Here is a 16,542-nt window from a genome sequence, read left to right on the forward strand (position 1 = left end):
GGGGATCGTGTACAGCGTGACAGCTTCGACAAGCCGACAATATTGGCTCGCCCTGGCGCTGGTTGCGTCTTCCCCCGCCGTCGCCCAGATCGACAAGCCCGGTACCGCTCCCGCCAAGGGACCGAGCGCACCCCGGCCCGAGGATCGTCCCGCCGCGACGCAGTCGAGCGATCCGCGCGGCGATGCGCCGATCGTGCCGGAGGCCGAGTTCGACAGCGCGCTGCCGCCGCTCTCGGGCGACCTCAACGCGCCGCTCGAGGCCATGCCGAGTGCGGCCGCCAGCACCGCGCCGGCCGTCACCGCCCCGACCGCGACTCAGTCCGCGACGACCGCGACCGGCGACGTGCTGCCCCCGACCGGACCGCAGGACCCGCAACTCGCGCAGCCGCTGACGCCGCTCGCAAGCTACGACACTGTCCCGTTCGAGACTGCGGCCGACATCAAGGACAAGGACGCGCCCGAAATCCGCTACGACTCGGCGATCGTCGGGCTCGACAAGGCGGGCGACGGGCTGGAGGCGCGTTACAAGGCGCTGTCCGCGCTGCGCGACGGCAAGGGCAAGGCGGCGAACGCGACGCAGGTTTCCGCGCGCGCCAAGGAGGACGAGGCGCTCGCCGTCCGGCTGCTCAAGTCGCTCGGCTATTACGACGCGACCGCGGTGTCGACGATCGAGACGATCCCCGGCACGCCCGCCAAGCTGAAGGCGACCGTCAGCGCGCAGCCGGGCCGGCTCTACACGTTGTCGTCGGTCACCGTGGTCGCCGACGCCACGACGCCGCCGAACCTGGTCCGCGACCAGCTGCCTCTGAAGGTCGGCGATGCGATCGAGGCGGAGCGCATCCAGGGTTCGGAAGCCAATGTCAGCCTGGTCCTGCCGCAGCGCGGCTATCCCTTCGTCAAGGTCGGCGAGCGTGACATCCTGCTCGACGACCAGACCCCGACCGGCGCCTATACGCTGCCGGTCGATATCGGCCCCCGCGCGTCGTTCGGCCAACTGCGGACCGAGGGTGATCCGGTTTTCGACTTGGAGCACCTGAACGTCTTCCCGCGGTTCAAGGGCGGCGAGCTCTACGACAACCGGCTCGCCGACGACCTGCGCAACGCGCTGGTCGGCACGTCGCTGTTCCAGACCGTCTCGGTCGAGCCGGTGCGCACCGGCCAGGTCAACGCCGACGGGACCGAGGCGGTCGACCTGCTGGTGCGCCAGACCAAGGGCCCGGCGCGGACGCTGGCAGGCAATGCCGGCTATTCGACGGGGCAGGGCATCCGTGCCGAGGCGACCTGGACGCATCGCAACCTGTTCCCGCCCGAGGGCGCGCTGATCGGATCGGTTATCGCCGGCACGCAGGAGCAGGGCGCCTCGGCGACGTTCCGCCGCGCGAATGCGGGCAAGCGCGACCGCACGTTCAACGTCATCGCGTCTGCGAACCACAGCAATTACGACGCCTATACCGCGTTCACCGGTACGCTCGGCGTTCGCTGGAGTTACGATTCGACGCCGATCTGGCAGAAGCGGCTCACTTACTATTACGGCGGCGAACTCGTCGGCACGAACGAGAGCGTCTATGATTTCGCGCAAGGACGGAACGTCCGCCGGACCTATGGCATCGTCGCGTTGCCCGGCCAGGTGCTGTTCGACCGCTCGGACAGCCTGCTCAACCCGGCCAGGGGCTATCGCCTGCGCCTGAACGTCAGTCCCGAGACCTCGGTGCAGGGATCGGTCAGCCCCTATGTCCGCGCACAGGTCGAGGGTACGGTCTATTATCCCGTATCGACGAGCCTGGTCATCGCAGGCCGTGCCCGCGCGGCGACGATCCAGGGCATCGCGCGCGACGACCTGGCCCCCTCGCGGCGTCTGTACGGCGGCGGCGGCGGCTCGGTCCGCGGCTATGGCTATCAGCGTTTGGGACCGTTCGATCCGAACGGCGATCCGATCGGCGGGCGTTCGCTCAACGAATTCGCGCTCGAGGCGCGCTACCGGTTCGGCGACTTTGGCATCGTGCCGTTCGTCGATGCCGGCAACAGCTATTCGAGCACCACGCCCAACCTCAGCGCGCTGAAGATCGGCGCGGGCATCGGCGGGCGCTTCTACACCAATTTCGGGCCGCTGCGGTTCGACGTCGCGACACCGCTCAACCCGCGCAAGGGTGACGGCAAGGTCGCGCTGTATATCTCGATCGGGCAGGCATTCTGATGGCCGAAGACACGTATCCGGCGGAGACCGGGCAGCCCGAGCCGGTCGTCGCCCGCGCGCCGCTGTGGCAGCGCATCCTGAAATGGATCGGCATCGCGATCCTGTCGCTGGTCGTGCTGGTGCTGCTCGTCCTGTTCGGGATCAACACCGATCCGGGCCGACGTCTCGTCGCCGACCAGATCGGCGGCTACACGACCGCGTCGGGGCTCAACATCAAGGTCGGGCGGATCGACGGATCGATCTACGGCGCGATGACGCTCAGCGACGTGCGCGTGGCGGATCCCAAGGGCGTGTTCCTGACCAGCCCGAAGCTCGCCGTCGACTGGCGCCCGTTCGCGTTCGCGCGCAACCATGTCGACGTCCGCTCGCTGACGACGCCGCTGGTCACGCTGCAGCGCCGCCCGGTCCTGAACCAGACCCCCAGCGACCCCAACGCGCCGCTGCTGCCCGATCTCGACATCGACGTGAACCGGCTGCAGATCGCGCGCTTCGTGATCGCCAAGCCGGTCACCGGCGCGACGCATATCGTGAAGATCGACGGCGCGGTGCACATCGCCGACAAGCGCGCCCAGCTGACGACCAACGCCGCGGCCCTGGTCGGCCCGGGCGTCGCCGGCGGCGACACGCTCGTGCTGAAACTCGACGCGGTCCCCGATCAGAACAAGCTCGACGTCAACGTAAAGCTGGTCGCCCCGGTGGGCGGCGTGGTCGCGACGATGGGGTCGCTGAAAGCCCCGCTGACCGCGACCGTCGACGGCCGCGGCAGCTGGAAGTCGTGGCGCGGCAACGCGGTCGCGACTCTGGGCGGCGGACAGCTCGCCAACCTCGCGCTCACCGCGACCGACGGCCATATCACCGTCCGCGGACCGACGCGTCCGGGTCTCTATCTCGAAGGTCCGGTCGAGCGCCTGACCGCGCCGCAGCTCGACGTCGCGATCGACACGACGCTCAATGACCGTAAGGCGGACACGCGGATGACGCTGCGGTCGAGCGCGCTGTCGGTCGACGCTGGCGGCCTGCTCGACCTCGCCAACAGCCGGTTCGGCAATTTCGCGGTCGGTGCCAGGCTGCTGACCCCCGGCGCGATCGCGCCGAACCTGCGCGGCCGCGACGTGACGGCACGCCTGGTGCTCGACGGCGCGTTCGCGACGCCGACGGTGGATTACAAGGTCCGCGCGGCGGCGATCGGCTTCGGCACGACCACGGTCGAGAATGTCTACGCCGAGGGCCTGGCCCGAGTGAACACCGACCGCATCCTCGTACCGCTCAACGCGCGTGCGGCGCGGGTGACCGGGCTCAACGCCGCGATCGGCGGGCTCACGACCAACGTCCGCATCCAGGGCGACCTCGCGATCGCGATGCCGAACATCCTGTCGGACAATCTGAAAATCCGTTCGGACAAGATCGACGCTACCGCGATCATCGTCGCGAACATGGCGACCGGCCGCTACAGCGGCGCGCTCAAGGGCCGCGTGAATAACTACCGCGTCGACGGCGTCGGGATCATCAACCTGTCGACCGACGCCAAGCTGGTACCCGGTCCCAACGGCGGCTTCGGCATCGTCGGCCGCGTGGCGGCACAGACGACGCAGCTGTTCAACGACGGCGCGCGCAGCTTCCTCGGCGGTAACGCCGTCATCCGGTCGGACATCGGCTACAGCCCCGAAGGCATCGTCACCTTCCGCAACCTGCGCATGAACGCGCCCCAATTCCGCATCACGCGGGGCGATGGCCGCTTCGATCCGGCGACCGGCGCGGTGCTGGTCAATGCCGACGCCTATTCGACCGTCTACGGCCCGCTCTCCGCACGCGTCACGGGCAGCGCGACGGCACCCGTCGTCGTGCTGCGCGCGCCGCGTCCCGGCGTCGGCGTCGGGCTCGTCAACCTCAACGCGCGTGTCGTCGGCCGCGGCGGCGCCTATGCCGTCACCGCGAGCGGCGGGACCAATTACGGCCCGTTCACCGCCGACGTCCTGGTGACGCCGGGCACGCAACTCGCGGTCGACGTGCGCCGCGTCGTCTTTGCCGGGATCGTCGCACAGGGCCGCATCGTACAGACTGCGGCGGGGCCTTTCGGCGGTGCGCTGACCTTTGCCGGGCAGGGGCTGTCGGGCAATGTGAGGCTCGCCAACCAGGGCGGCTATCAGCGCGCCGACGTCGCCGCGCGCGCCAATGGCGCGACGATCCCGGGCATGGTCGATTTCACCATCGGCCGCGCGATCATCTCTGCCACCGCGGTGCTGACGCCGACGCCCCAGATCGTCGCGGACGCACAGGTCGCCGATCTGCGCTACGGCGCGGTCGTCCTCTCGGCGGCGCGCGCGAAGGTCAATTATGTCGGCGGCCGCGGCACCGCGCAGGCTCTGGCGACGGGGTCGAGCGGCGTACCGTTCCGGATCGCGATGAACGCCAGGCTGAGCCCCGACAACTATCTCGTCGCGCTGCAGGGTCAGGCGAATGCGATCGCCTTCCGCACCGCCAACCCGGCGCGCATCCGCGCGGCGAAGGGCGTGTACACGCTCGCGCCCACGCGGATCGACTTCGGCGGCGCGAATGGCGGGTCGGCGCGACTGGCCGGCAGCTACGGCCGCGGGATCAACGCGCAGGCGCGGCTCGACAAGCTCGACCTCTCGGTGCTGAGCGCTCTGATGCCGAACCTCGGTATCGGCGGACAGGCGACGGGCAGCCTCGACTTCGCCCAGGCGAACAGCAACGCCGTGCCCGTTGCGGATGCCCGCGTGACCGTCACCAATTTCACGCGCTCCGGGCTGGCCGCGGTATCCGAGCCGGTCGACATCGTCTTCGCCGGCACGCTCGGCGCCGAGGGCGGCACTGGTCGTGCACTCGTCCGTCGCGGCCCGACCGTGGTCGGCCGCATGGTCGCGAACCTGAAGCCGCTCGGCGCCGGCGCATCGTGGAGCGAGCGTCTGATGGCAGCCCCGCTATCGGGCGGGATCCGCTACAATGGCCCCTCCGCTGTGCTGTTCAGCTTCGCCGCGATCCCGAACCAGCAATTGTCGGGGCCGATCGCGATCGCCGCCGACTTCTCGGGGCGCGTGCAGGCGCCGCTGCTCAACGGGCTCGTTCGGGCGGACAACCTGACCTACGACAACGAAACCTACGGCACGCGCCTGTCGCGGATGCAGCTGGCCGGCCGGTTCAACAACGAGCGGTTCGAGATCACGCGGCTCAACGCGAAGGCCGGCGACGGAACGGTCGAGGCGACCGGCTCGATCGGTCTCGCCGCCGCCAGCGGCTTCCCGATCGACGTGCGTGCGCGGCTGAACAATGCGCAGCTCGCCAAGAGCGACGCGATCAGCGCGACGACCAGCGGGACGATCCACCTGACCAATGGTCCGAACGGTGGCTTGATCCAGGGCGAGCTTCAGATCCCCGAGGCGCGCTACGCGATCATCCGCCAGGGCCAGGCCGAGGTGTCCGAGCTGACCGGCGTCCGCCGCAAGAGCGACATCCGCGTCGCGCGGCCGACCGACCGGCCGACGCCGGCACCGGTGGGGCTGTTCAAGCTCGACCTCCACGTCACCGCGCCGAACCAGCTGTTCGTGTCGGGCATGGGCCTCGACTCCGAATGGCGGATGGACATGCGGATCGGCGGCACGTCGGCGGCACCGGTCATCACCGGCGGGCTCGACGTGGTGAAGGGCGCCTATTCGTTCGCGGGTAAGCGCTTCGAGGTGACTCGCGGTACGGTGCGCTTCCGTGGCGGTGCGCTGACCGATCCGGACATCAACATCACCGCGACGACGACGGTCAACGGCATCACCGCCGTGATCGCGATCACCGGCACCGGCCAGCGTCCGCAGATTGCGTTCACCTCGACGCCCACGCTGCCACAGGACGAAGTGCTCAGCCGCCTGTTGTTCGGGACCAGCCCGACCAATTTGTCGGCGACCGAGGCGATCCAGCTCGCGGCCGCGCTCAACTCGCTGCGCGGGTCGGGCGGCGGCGGGCTCAACCCGCTTGGCAAGCTGCGCTCGGCGACGGGGTTCGACCGGCTGCGGATCGTCGGCGCCGACCAGGCGACCGGCAAGGGCACCAGCCTGGCCGCGGGCAAGTACCTGACCGACAATATCTATGTGGAGGTCGTGACCGACGCGAAGGGCTTCACCTCGACGCAGCTTGAGATCGCGCTCACCAAGGCGCTCAGCCTGCTCTCGTCGGCCGGTGGCGTCGGCGGCTCGAACGCCAGCCTGAAATACTCGAAGGACTATTGATGCCGGGGGAGGGGGCGCCGGCGACGCCCCCTTGATACGCACCAATCAGAGGTGCGCGTCGGCCAGCGCGGCGTCGATGATCGCCGCATAGATGTCGGTCAGGCGGTGCAGGTCCGCGACCGCGACGGCTTCGTCGACCTTGTGCATCGTCGCGTTGAGCAGCCCGAACTCGACCACCGGGCAGAGCTTCGACAGGAAGCGGGCGTCGGAAGTGCCGCCGGTGGTCGACAAATCCGGCACCAGTCCGGTCACGCCCTGGATCGCGTCGGCGACCAGCGTCGAGAAGTCTCCGGGTGCGGTCAGGAACGCTTCGCCCGAGATCCGTGCGGTCACCGTCGCGCCGTGCTTCTCGGCCAGCGCTGCGATGCGCGCGACGAGCGAATCCCCGGTGTGCCGGTCGTTGAACCGGATGCTGATCCGCGCGGAGGCCTTGGCGGGGATGACGTTCGTCGCGGGATTGCCGACGGTGATGTCGGTGATCTCGATGTTCGACGGCTGGAACCAGTCGGTGCCGTCGTCCAGCGTCACCGCCTCGATCGCGGCGAGCAGCGCGACGAGCCGCGGGATAGGGTTGTCGGCCAGATGCGGATAGGCGACATGGCCCTGGCGGCCCGCGACCTCGATCCAGATATTGACCGATCCGCGCCGCCCGATCTTGACCATGTCGCCGAGCCGCGCGGTCGAAGTGGGCTCGCCGACCAGGCACAGGTCCGGAACCAAGCGCCGCGTCGCCATCCGGTCGATCAGCGCGCGCGTGCCATAGGTCGCGGGGCCTTCCTCGTCGCCGGTGATGATCAGCGACAGCGTGCCTACGTCGGAGCGGCTGGCCGCGGCGACGAACGCGGCGACCGCACCCTTCATGTCGACAGCGCCGCGGCCGTAGAGCAGCCCGTCGCGGATATCCGCGGACCAGGGCGACCAGCCTTCGCCCGCAGGCACCACGTCGACATGGCCGGCAAAGGCGAAATGCCGTGGACCGTCCCCGCGGACCGCGAGCATATTCTCGACCGGTCCGTCGGGGGCCTCGCCGACCGTGAACCGGTCGACCGCGAAGCCGAGCGGTACCAGCGCGTCCTCCAGCACGTCGAACACCGGTCCGCGCGCGGGCGTGACGCTCTCCGCCGCGATCAGCCGCTGCGCCAGCGCGACCGGGTCGATCATGTGCGTGCGGCGGGTTGCTCGAACTGCTCGATGACCCAATCCTCTTCCTGCGCGGCGGCGATCCAGTCCTGCATGAACGGGTGGTCGAACATCGCCTGCATATATCCTTGCGCAAAGCGTGCGATCGGCAGCTGGTAGGTGACGATGCGCGTGACGACGGGTGCGAACATGATGTCCGCCGCGCCGAACTGGCCGAACAGGAAGTCGCCGCCGCCACCGAAGCGCGCGCGCGCCTGCGCCCACAGCTCCATGATCCGCTGCAGCTCGACAAGGACGTCCTCGTCGGGGCGCACCGCGGGGAAGACTTGGCGGATGTTCATGCTGTGCTTGCGGCGCAGCGCCTGGAAGCTCGAATGCATCTCGGCGGCCATCGACCGCGCCATCGCGCGCGGCGCATCGTCCTCCGGCCAGAAGCGGTCGCGGCCGACCTTGTCGGCGAGATAGTCGACGATCGCCAGGCTGTCCCAGACGACGGCATCGCCGTCCCACAGGATCGGCACCTTCCCTGACGACGGCGCGAACTCGTCCCCCTCGCGGCGCTTGTCCCAGTCGGCATCGTAAAGGGGAACGACCACCTCCTCGAACGGCAGCCCGGACTGTTTGCAGGCGAGCCAGCCGCGAAGCGACCAGGACGAATAGGCCTTGTTGCCGATGATCAGTTTCATGCCCGACGGACTAGCGGTGCGGGGGGACCGCGGCAACTGCCACCGCGGCGTCGATGACCGAGGTGGCGGGAAGAATGTTTGCGCGTGCGCGCGGCATGGCCCTACAGGAGGCCTCAAGCACATGATAAACGTGGGATTAGCCACGTCCTTTGGGGTGGTCTCAGCGTAATGATCGAGAGCGGGTCGCATACGCCGGGGGTGTCGGTGGCGGCGTTTCAATTGCCGGAGAATGCCGCGCTGCGCTACGAACAGCCGGACGCTCGGCTGGCCGAATTCTTCACCGATTATCACGTGCTCGATTCGGAGGAGCGCGAGGGTGTGCCCGCGGTCGACTGGATGCTGCCGAGCTGGCCGGCGATCCGCATCTTCCTGTCGGAGCGGCGGCTGGCCGTGACGCTGCGGCGGCGGACCTATGATCCGGTCCCGGTCGCGTCACTATACGGGACAACCAGCCGTGCCATGGAGGTGACGACCAATGGCGGCGTCACGATCGGTGTCGGGATCAGCCCGCTAGGCTGGGCGCGGCTGGTACGACGGCCGGCGGACGCGTTTCGCGACCGGATCACGCGGCTCGACGAGGTGCTGCCGCCCGCGATCGTCGAGACGCTCGTCGCGCAGCTGCGCGCCTCGGACCAGGGTCCGGCGGTGAAGGGCATACTCGACGCGTTCTTCCTCGAGTATCTCGGCGCGCCCGATCCCAACGAGGCCGCGATCCGCCAGCTCGCGGCCTTGATCGTCAACGACGAGACGCAGGACCTGCCGACCGCCGCGGCGGCGGTGGGGATCTCGGAGATGCAGCTGCGACGACTGTCGACGCGGTATTTCGGGTTTCCGCCAAAGACCTTGCTGATCCGGACGCGTTTTCTGCGGTCGTTCCTGCGGATGCTGTCGGCGGGCGGACCAGCCGATTATTCGCTGATCGCGCACAGCTACCACGACGTCCCGCATTTCCTGCGCGACGCCCAGCATTTCCTGGGAATGACGCCGCGAAGGTTCATGGAGCTCGAAACGCCGAAGCTCGATGCCGTGTTGCGCGCGCGGGCGGCGGTGCTGGGCGCAGCGACGAGCGCGCTGCAGGCCACGCACTGATCAGGCGGACCGGTCGCGGACGATCAGCGGGCGCAGGCGGACGCCCAGGCAGATCATCGTCGGCCAGAACAGCGTGTTGGCGATGTCGAGCCCGGTGTCCTCCCACCGCCACGAGCCGAAGTTCAACCGATCCATGATCTCGTTGAAAGCCTCGCCTACGGCGACCACCGACCAGGGGATGAAGGTGCCGAACGATCGCCGCGTCACCAGTCGGGCGAGCATCAGCAAGGCGAGTCCAGCATGGATGTGCAGGATGGTGTCGGGGAGGCCGGTGCCGTCGCCGATCCAGTCGATCATTCGGTGATATTGGGCTGCGATCACGCTTCACTCCACGGCGTCGTGGCCGAGCGCGCTCCATAGGGGGGCGACGATGCGCCGACAATCGGGCGCGTCGTATCCCGGGCACGGCGCCCATCCGGTCGCACACCGGGACGGCTCGCGCCGGACCGATAAAAAAGAGCGGATATCCCTGCGCGTGCTGTGTAGAAGCCCGGCAACAGCGACATGAATCGCGAAGAAGAGGATGCCATGCGGACGATCGAGAATCTGGTGAACGGTGCGGGCAGCACCGTGGATCGCTTTGGCGACGTGTTCGACCCCAATTCGGGCGACGTGCAGGCGCGCGTGCGACTGTCCGGCGCGGTCGACCTCGACGTCGCGGTCGCCGCGGCGCAGGCCGCGCAGCCGGCCTGGGCCGCGACCAACCCGCAACGGCGGGCGCGCGTCATGTTCGAGTTCAAGCGGCTCGTCGAGGCCAACATGGACGAACTGGCGACCCTGCTGTCGTCCGAGCACGGCAAGGTGATTGCGGATTCCAAGGGCGATATCCAGCGCGGGCTCGAGGTTATCGAGTTCTGCTGCGGAATCCCGCACATCCTGAAGGGCGAGTTCACGCAGGGCGCGGGGCCGGGGATCGACGTCTATTCGATGCGCCAGCCGCTCGGCATCGGCGCGGGGATCACCCCGTTCAACTTCCCGGCGATGATCCCGCTGTGGATGAGCGGCGTCGCAATCGCGACCGGTAACGCGTTTATCTTGAAGCCCAGCGAGCGCGACCCGTCGGTGCCGGTGCGCCTCGGCGAGCTGTTCCTCGAAGCGGGACTTCCCGCGGGGATCTTCCAGGTCGTCCACGGCGACAAGGAGATGGTCGACGCGATCCTCGACCACCCGGGGATCAGCGCGGTCAGCTTCGTCGGATCCTCCGACATCGCGCATTACGTCTATCGGCGCGGCGTCGCGGCGGGCAAGCGCGTCCAGGCGATGGGCGGCGCGAAGAACCACGGCATCGTCATGCCCGACGCCGATCTCGACCAGGTCGTCGCCGACCTGTCGGGCGCGGCGTTCGGCTCGGCGGGCGAGCGCTGCATGGCGCTGCCGGTGGTCGTGCCGGTCGGCGAGAAGACCGCGGAACGCTTGCGCGAGAAACTGATCCCCGCGATCGCGGCGCTCCGCGTCGGCGTATCGACCGATGCGGAGGCGCATTACGGCCCGGTCGTGAACGCCGCGCACAAGGCGCGGATCGAGCAGTGGATCCAGACCGGCGTCGACGAGGGCGCCGAGCTCGTCGTCGACGGCCGCGGGTTCGAGCTGCAGGGGCACGAGAAGGGGTTCTTCGTCGGCCCGACGCTGTTCGACCACGTCACGACCGAGATGTCGGCGTACAAGGAGGAGATTTTCGGCCCCGTGCTGCAGATTGTCCGTGCCGCCGATTTCGAGGACGCGGTGCGGCTGCCGAGCCAGCACCAATATGGCAACGGCGTCGCGATCTTCACGCGCAACGGCCACGCCGCGCGCGAGTTCGCCGCGCGGGTGAATGTCGGGATGGTGGGGATCAACGTGCCGATCCCTGTGCCGGTCGCGTATCACAGCTTCGGCGGATGGAAGCGCTCGGCGTTCGGCGACACCAACCAGCACGGCATGGAAGGCGTGAAATTCTGGACCAAGGTCAAGACCGTGACGCAGCGCTGGCCCGATGGCTCGGCCTTGCCGGCGATGGCGGAAGATGGTGGCCCGGCGCGCAACAACGACGCGTTCGTTATCCCGACGATGGGGTGAGGGGCTGGTGGCTGCGCCCTCCATGGCCGTCATGCTGACGGACGTCAGCATCCATTGCCGCGCCATGGCGTTGGGCGGGGATGGCGTCGGTCACCGCGTCGGCAGTGGTTCGAGTCCCAGCCCGATCGCAAGGTCCTCCCAGAACGGGTTTTCCACTTCGATCAGCTCGATCTTCCAGTCGCGGCGCCATGCCTTCAGTTGCTTCTCGCGAGCGATGGCGGAGGGCATGTCGGCGAACATCTCGAAATGGACCAGCCGTTTGACGTCATATCGCTTCGTGAAGCCGGGAAACGCGCCTGTTCGATGCTGATACAGGCGCGCCATCAGGCTCGACGTGACGCCGATATAGAGCGTACCGTGACGCCCGCTCGACAATATGTAGACACAGGGTTCGCGCGCCATCGTGCTGCCCGGCCAATGGATGCTGACGTCCGTCAGCATGACGGGAAAATTGAGCAATGACCAACCAGTTCGACCTCACCGACGACCAGCGCGAGATCCAGGAGCTCGCGCGGCGTTTTACCGCCGACCGCATCACTCCGCACGCCGCGGAGTGGGACGAGAAGCACATCTTCCCGCGCGACACGATCAAGACGGCGGCCGAGCTCGGCTTCGCGTCGATCTACGTCAGCGAGGAGTCCGGCGGCATCGCGCTAGGCCGGCTCGAGGCGGCGCTGATCATGGAGGCGATGGCCTATGGCTGCCCCTCCACCTCGGCGTTCATCTCCATCCACAACATGGCGTCGTGGATGATCGACCGGTTCGGCAGCCAGACGGTCAAGGACAAGTATCTCCCCGACCTCGTCACGATGGCGCGGCTCGCCAGCTATTGCCTGACCGAGCCCGGCTCGGGCTCCGACGCAGCCGCGCTCAAGACCCGCGCTGTGAAGGACGGCGACGACTGGATCGTCACCGGCTCGAAGCAGTTCATCTCGGGCGCGGGCGAGAACGAGGTCTACGTCACCATGGTCCGCACCGGCGAGGAGGGCCCCAAGGGCATTTCCTGCCTGGTCATCGAGAAGGACATGCCCGGCGTTTCGTTCGGCGCGAACGAGAAGAAGCTCGGCTGGCATTCGCAGCCGACGCGGCAGGTGATCTTCGACGGTGTGCGCGTGCCGGGCGAGAACCTCGTCGGCAGCCTCGGCGAGGGGTTCCGGATCGCGATGATGGGGCTCGACGGCGGGCGTCTCAACATCGGCGCGTGCTCGCTCGGCGGCGCGCAGCGGTGCCTCGACGAGGCGATCACGTACACCAAGGACCGGAAGCAGTTCGGCAAGGCGATCGCCGACTTCCAGAACACGCAGTTCACGCTGGCCGACATGGCGACCGAACTCGAGGCGGCACGCGCGCTGCTCTACATCGCCGCCGCCAAGGTGACGGACAACGCGCCCGACAAGACCAAGTTCGCCGCGATGGCGAAGCGGCTTGCGACGGACACGGGATCGTCGGTGGTCGACCGTGCGCTTCAGCTTCACGGCGGCTATGGGTATCTGCAGGATTATCCGATCGAACGCTTCTGGCGCGACTTGCGCGTGCATTCGATCCTCGAAGGGACGAACCAGGTCATGCGGATGATCGTCGGCCGCGAGCTGACGCGGTCGTGAGCCCGCGCAGCGCATATCCCCTTCTTCTCCGCGTCCTCTGCGCCTCTGCGCGCATGATGGATTCGCGCGGAGGCGCGGAGGACGCAGAGACGGTTCGTGCAAGGAAATCTCGTGACCAATGATCTGATTTCGGAGATCGACGGCTCTGTCGGCCGGATCCGGCTCAATCGGCCCAAGGCGCTCCACGCACTCAACCTCACAATGTGCGAAGGCGTGCTCGATGCGCTTGAGGCGTGGCGCGCCGACCCGGCGGTGGAGGTCGTGACCATCGACCATGCCGAGGGCCGCGGGTTTTGCGCCGGCGGGGACATCCGGATGCTCGCCGTGTCCGGTGCGGGCGACGGCAGCGATGCCCGCGCCTTCTTCCATACCGAGTACCGTATGAACCACCGGCTGTTCACCTATGCCAAGCCGACCGTCGCGTTCATGGACGGGATCACGATGGGCGGCGGTGTCGGGCTCGCGCTGCCCTGCCGGTTCCGCGTCGCGACCGAGAACACCAAGTTCGCGATGCCCGAGACCGGGATCGGGTTGTTCCCCGATGTCGGCGGGGGCTGGTATCTGTCGCGGCTGCCGGGGCGGATCGGGCAGTATGTCGCGCTGACCGGGCACCGGCTCGACGGCGCCGACTGCCTCGCGCTGGGGCTGGCGACGCATTACCTGCCAAGCGCGGCGCTGGATGCGGCGAAGGCCGGGCTGGCAGAGACGCCGCAGGACATTGCCGGCGTGCTCGATGCGCTCGCCACGGTGGCACCCGAGGCGCGGATCCTGAACGACCAGCCGGCGATCGACCGGTTGTTCGCGTCCGATGTGCTCGAGGAGATCCTCGACGCACTGGCGGCGGACGGGGGCGAGTGGGCGACCGCCACGCTGGCCACGCTCAGGACCAAGTCGCCGCAGTCGATGAAGGTGTCGCTGCGGCTGCTCGCCGACGGCGCGGCAATGCCGACCTTCGAGGACGAGATGCGCCAGGAATATGCGGTCGGCGCGCACGTCGTGCAGCGCCACGACTTTATCGAGGGTGTCCGCGCGGTGATCGTCGACAAGGACAACGCGCCGCGCTGGGAGCCGGCTACGCCGGACGCAGTAAGCGACCACCTGATCGAGCAGATCTTCGCGCCACTTCCCGAGAACGAGGCGTGGACACCGAATTAAGCAACACCGCCCCCATCGTCACCCCAGCGCCGGCTGGGGTCTTTGCGAGGCGGGGTCGCGCTCACCCCAGCAAGACCCCAGCCTGCGCTGGGGTGACGGAGCGGGGGACGAAGAAGGAGAACAGAATGCCCTACGAAACCATCCTCGTCGAACGGCGCGACCGCGTCACGCTGGTCACGCTCAACCGCCCGCAGGCGCTCAATGCGCTCAACTCGCAGGTCCTGGCCGAACTGCTCGACGCGTTCGCCGCGTTCGACGCGGACCCGGACCAGGGCTGCGCAGTGCTGACCGGCAGCGCGAAGGCGTTCGCGGCGGGCGCGGACATCAAGGAGATGCAGGCGCAGGGCATCGCCGACATGTACGCGGCCGATTTCTTCGCCGGCTGGGACCGGTTCACGCGGACTCGCAAGCCGATCATCGCCGCGGTCGCCGGGTTCGCGCTCGGCGGCGGGTGCGAGCTGGCGATGATGTGCGACTTCATCCTTGCCGCCGACACTGCCAAGTTCGGCCAGCCCGAGGTCAAGCTCGCGGTGACGCCAGGCATGGGTGGCTCGCAGCGCCTGACCCGTGCAGTCGGCAAGGCCAAGGCGATGGAGATGTGCCTGACCGGCCGGATGATGTCCGCCGAGGAGGCCGAGCGCGCCGGGCTGGTCAGCCGAATCGTTTCCGCCGACGATCTGGTCGAGGAAGCCCTCAAGACTGCCGCGATGATCGCGTCGATGGCGCCGCTCGCGGTGCTGGCGAACAAGGAGATGGTCAACGCCGCGTTCGAGACCGGGCTCGGCATGGGCGTGCAGTTCGAGCGCCGGCTGTTCCACGCGCTGTTCGGCACCGCCGACCAGAGCGAAGGCATGGCGGCGTTCGTCGAGAAGCGCGCCGGGGTGTGGACGGGGAAATGAATTCCCCTCCCGCTTGCGGGAGGGGTTAGGGGAGGGCTTGTCCTCTCGAATTGACATACCCGCGCGTGGACAGGCCCTCCCCCGGCCCCTCCCGCGGGCGGGAGGGGAGTAGATAGAATGGCACGCATCGGATTCATCGGGCTTGGCAACATGGGCGGCGGAATGGCCGCCAACCTCGCGAAGAAGGGGCACGACGTCCGCGCGTTCGACCTGTCCGCCGACGCGCTCGCGCGTGCCGAGACGGCGGGCTGCCTTCCGGTTGGCTCCGCGGTCGAGGCGGCGGACGGCGCGGAGGCGATCGTGACGATGCTGCCCGCGGGGCGGCATGTCGCCGAGGTCTATGAATCGCTGTTCGGCGTCGTCGCGCCGTCGGCGATCCTGATCGACTGTTCAACGATCGACATCGAGACCGCCAAGGCCGTCGCGGTCGCCGCGCAGGGCCGCGGGATGGCGGCGGTCGACGCGCCGGTGTCGGGCGGGATCGCGGCGGCGAACGCCGGCACGCTGACCTTCATGGTCGGCGGCTCCGCGGAGGATTTCGCGCGCGCCCAGCCGTACCTGGCGGACATGGGCAAGGCGGTGATCCACGCCGGCGCCAACGGCGCAGGGCAGGCGGTCAAGATGTGCAACAACATGCTGCTCGGTGCGACGATGATCGCGACGTGCGAGGCGTTCGCGCTCGCTCAGAAGCTGGGGCTGGACCCGCAGACCTTCTACGACATCTCGTCGGTGAGTTCGGGGCAGAGCTGGTCGATGACCTCCTACGCCCCGCTCCCCAGCGTCGGGCCGGAGACGCCCGCGGACCACGACTATCAGGGCGGTTTCGCGACCGCGCTCATGCTCAAGGACCTGCGGCTCGCGATGGCGGCGGCGAAGGATGCCGGCGCGCAGACCCCGATGGGGTCGAAGGCGGCGGAACTCTACGAGGCGTTCGCCGCCGACGGGCAGGGGGCAGTCGACTTTTCGGGGATCATCCGGACGCTGTAGTCCGCGTCAGAGGAAGCGGATCAGCATCAGCAGCAGCCCGAGGATCGAGACCAGCCAGCAGAGCGAGCGGACGTACTTCACGCCGAACAGGTAGAGCGGCACGTACACGATCCGCGCGACGAACCACAGGATCGCTCCGATCGCACCGATCCCGCCGGTGCGGCCGGTTACTGCGAGGCCGAGCGCGAGCGCGACGAAGATCGGATAGGTCTCCTGGAAATTGGCGAGCGCGCGCGTCGCCCGGCCGGCATAGTCGCCAAGCGGCGTCTCCGCCCCGTCGCGCGCGCCCGCATTCCAGTCGACCCCGCGCTCGCGCGTGACCAGCTGGCCCTGCAGCATGATATGGGCGAACAGCATCACGGTCGACCAGCCGAGCAGGATCAGTTCAGTCGGCAGCGCGGTATGATCGGGCATTGGTGGTCCTTCGGTTGTCGAGAGCGCCAACGCCCCCGGCACGTGGTTGTTGCGATCGGGCTCTGCCGGTCTCCGGTGACGGGA

The 16,542-nt window shown here is 68.4% G+C and carries 13 protein-coding genes; 8 read left to right on the forward strand and 5 right to left on the reverse strand.

The window, feature by feature from the left end; translation table 11 throughout:
- Nucleotides 1-16: 16 nt before the first annotated feature.
- Nucleotides 17-2,194 (forward strand): autotransporter assembly complex protein TamA, encoded by a 2,178-nt coding sequence (locus FSB78_RS05375; RefSeq protein WP_242008043.1) that lies wholly within the window; start codon nucleotides 17-19, stop codon nucleotides 2,192-2,194.
- The gene (locus FSB78_RS05380) at nucleotides 2,194-6,429 is read left to right on the forward strand and encodes a translocation/assembly module TamB domain-containing protein (RefSeq protein ID WP_147080623.1); all 4,236 of its coding nucleotides are present in this window, start codon (nucleotides 2,194-2,196) and stop codon (nucleotides 6,427-6,429) included. The genes FSB78_RS05375 and FSB78_RS05380 overlap by 1 nt, the downstream gene beginning before the upstream one ends.
- Before the next feature lie 45 nt (nucleotides 6,430-6,474).
- On the opposite strand, the gene dapE is transcribed toward FSB78_RS05380, so the two are convergent.
- Both dapE and FSB78_RS05390 read right to left on the reverse strand, forming a co-directional pair.
- Entirely contained in the window at nucleotides 6,475-7,590 is a 1,116-nt protein-coding gene (gene dapE / locus FSB78_RS05385) for a succinyl-diaminopimelate desuccinylase (protein ID WP_147080625.1), read from the reverse strand.
- Nucleotides 7,587-8,255, reverse strand: a complete 669-nt coding sequence (locus FSB78_RS05390; RefSeq protein ID WP_147080627.1) for a glutathione S-transferase family protein — start codon at nucleotides 8,253-8,255, stop codon at nucleotides 7,587-7,589. The genes dapE and FSB78_RS05390 overlap by 4 nt, the downstream gene beginning before the upstream one ends.
- Before the next feature lie 168 nt (nucleotides 8,256-8,423).
- Between FSB78_RS05390 and FSB78_RS05395 the strand changes: the two genes are divergently transcribed.
- Nucleotides 8,424-9,344, forward strand: coding sequence for an AraC family transcriptional regulator (locus FSB78_RS05395; protein WP_147080629.1), 921 nt, complete (start codon nucleotides 8,424-8,426; stop codon nucleotides 9,342-9,344).
- Here FSB78_RS05395 and FSB78_RS05400 read toward each other — a convergent pair whose 3' ends face one another.
- On the reverse strand, nucleotides 9,345-9,665 hold the full coding sequence (locus tag FSB78_RS05400) for a hypothetical protein (RefSeq protein WP_242008045.1): 321 nt from the start codon (nucleotides 9,663-9,665) through the stop codon (nucleotides 9,345-9,347). It lies immediately after the preceding gene.
- 207 nt (nucleotides 9,666-9,872) lie between these two features.
- Between FSB78_RS05400 and FSB78_RS05405 the strand changes: the two genes are divergently transcribed.
- Complete coding sequence (locus FSB78_RS05405; RefSeq protein ID WP_147084032.1) at nucleotides 9,873-11,399, forward strand: CoA-acylating methylmalonate-semialdehyde dehydrogenase; 1,527 nt, start codon at nucleotides 9,873-9,875, stop codon at nucleotides 11,397-11,399.
- A gap of 90 nt (nucleotides 11,400-11,489) precedes the next feature.
- On the opposite strand, the gene FSB78_RS05410 is transcribed toward FSB78_RS05405, so the two are convergent.
- Entirely contained in the window at nucleotides 11,490-11,801 is a 312-nt protein-coding gene (locus FSB78_RS05410) for a GIY-YIG nuclease family protein (RefSeq protein WP_147084033.1), read from the reverse strand.
- 56 nt (nucleotides 11,802-11,857) lie between these two features.
- Between FSB78_RS05410 and FSB78_RS05415 the strand changes: the two genes are divergently transcribed.
- The 4 genes from FSB78_RS05415 (at nucleotide 11,858) to mmsB (ending at nucleotide 16,044) form a co-directional block, all read left to right on the forward strand.
- Complete coding sequence (locus FSB78_RS05415) at nucleotides 11,858-13,003, forward strand: acyl-CoA dehydrogenase family protein (RefSeq protein ID WP_147080631.1); 1,146 nt, start codon at nucleotides 11,858-11,860, stop codon at nucleotides 13,001-13,003.
- 111 nt (nucleotides 13,004-13,114) lie between these two features.
- The gene (locus tag FSB78_RS05420) at nucleotides 13,115-14,158 is read left to right on the forward strand and encodes an enoyl-CoA hydratase/isomerase family protein (RefSeq protein ID WP_147080634.1); all 1,044 of its coding nucleotides are present in this window, start codon (nucleotides 13,115-13,117) and stop codon (nucleotides 14,156-14,158) included.
- A gap of 125 nt (nucleotides 14,159-14,283) precedes the next feature.
- A complete protein-coding gene (locus FSB78_RS05425; RefSeq protein WP_147080636.1) occupies nucleotides 14,284-15,057 on the forward strand; it encodes an enoyl-CoA hydratase in 774 nt (257 codons plus the stop codon).
- Between the two features lie 117 nt (nucleotides 15,058-15,174).
- Nucleotides 15,175-16,044, forward strand: a complete 870-nt coding sequence (mmsB, locus tag FSB78_RS05430) for a 3-hydroxyisobutyrate dehydrogenase (RefSeq protein WP_147080638.1) — start codon at nucleotides 15,175-15,177, stop codon at nucleotides 16,042-16,044.
- A 6-nt stretch (nucleotides 16,045-16,050) separates the two neighbouring features.
- Here the strand turns inward: mmsB and FSB78_RS05435 are convergent, their stop codons facing one another.
- The gene (locus FSB78_RS05435) at nucleotides 16,051-16,458 is read right to left on the reverse strand and encodes an MAPEG family protein (RefSeq protein ID WP_147080640.1); all 408 of its coding nucleotides are present in this window, start codon (nucleotides 16,456-16,458) and stop codon (nucleotides 16,051-16,053) included.
- Nucleotides 16,459-16,542: the final 84 nt, after the last annotated feature.

This window comes from Sphingomonas ginsenosidivorax (assembly GCF_007995065.1).
GTDB lineage: Bacteria > Pseudomonadota > Alphaproteobacteria > Sphingomonadales > Sphingomonadaceae > Sphingomonas > Sphingomonas ginsenosidivorax.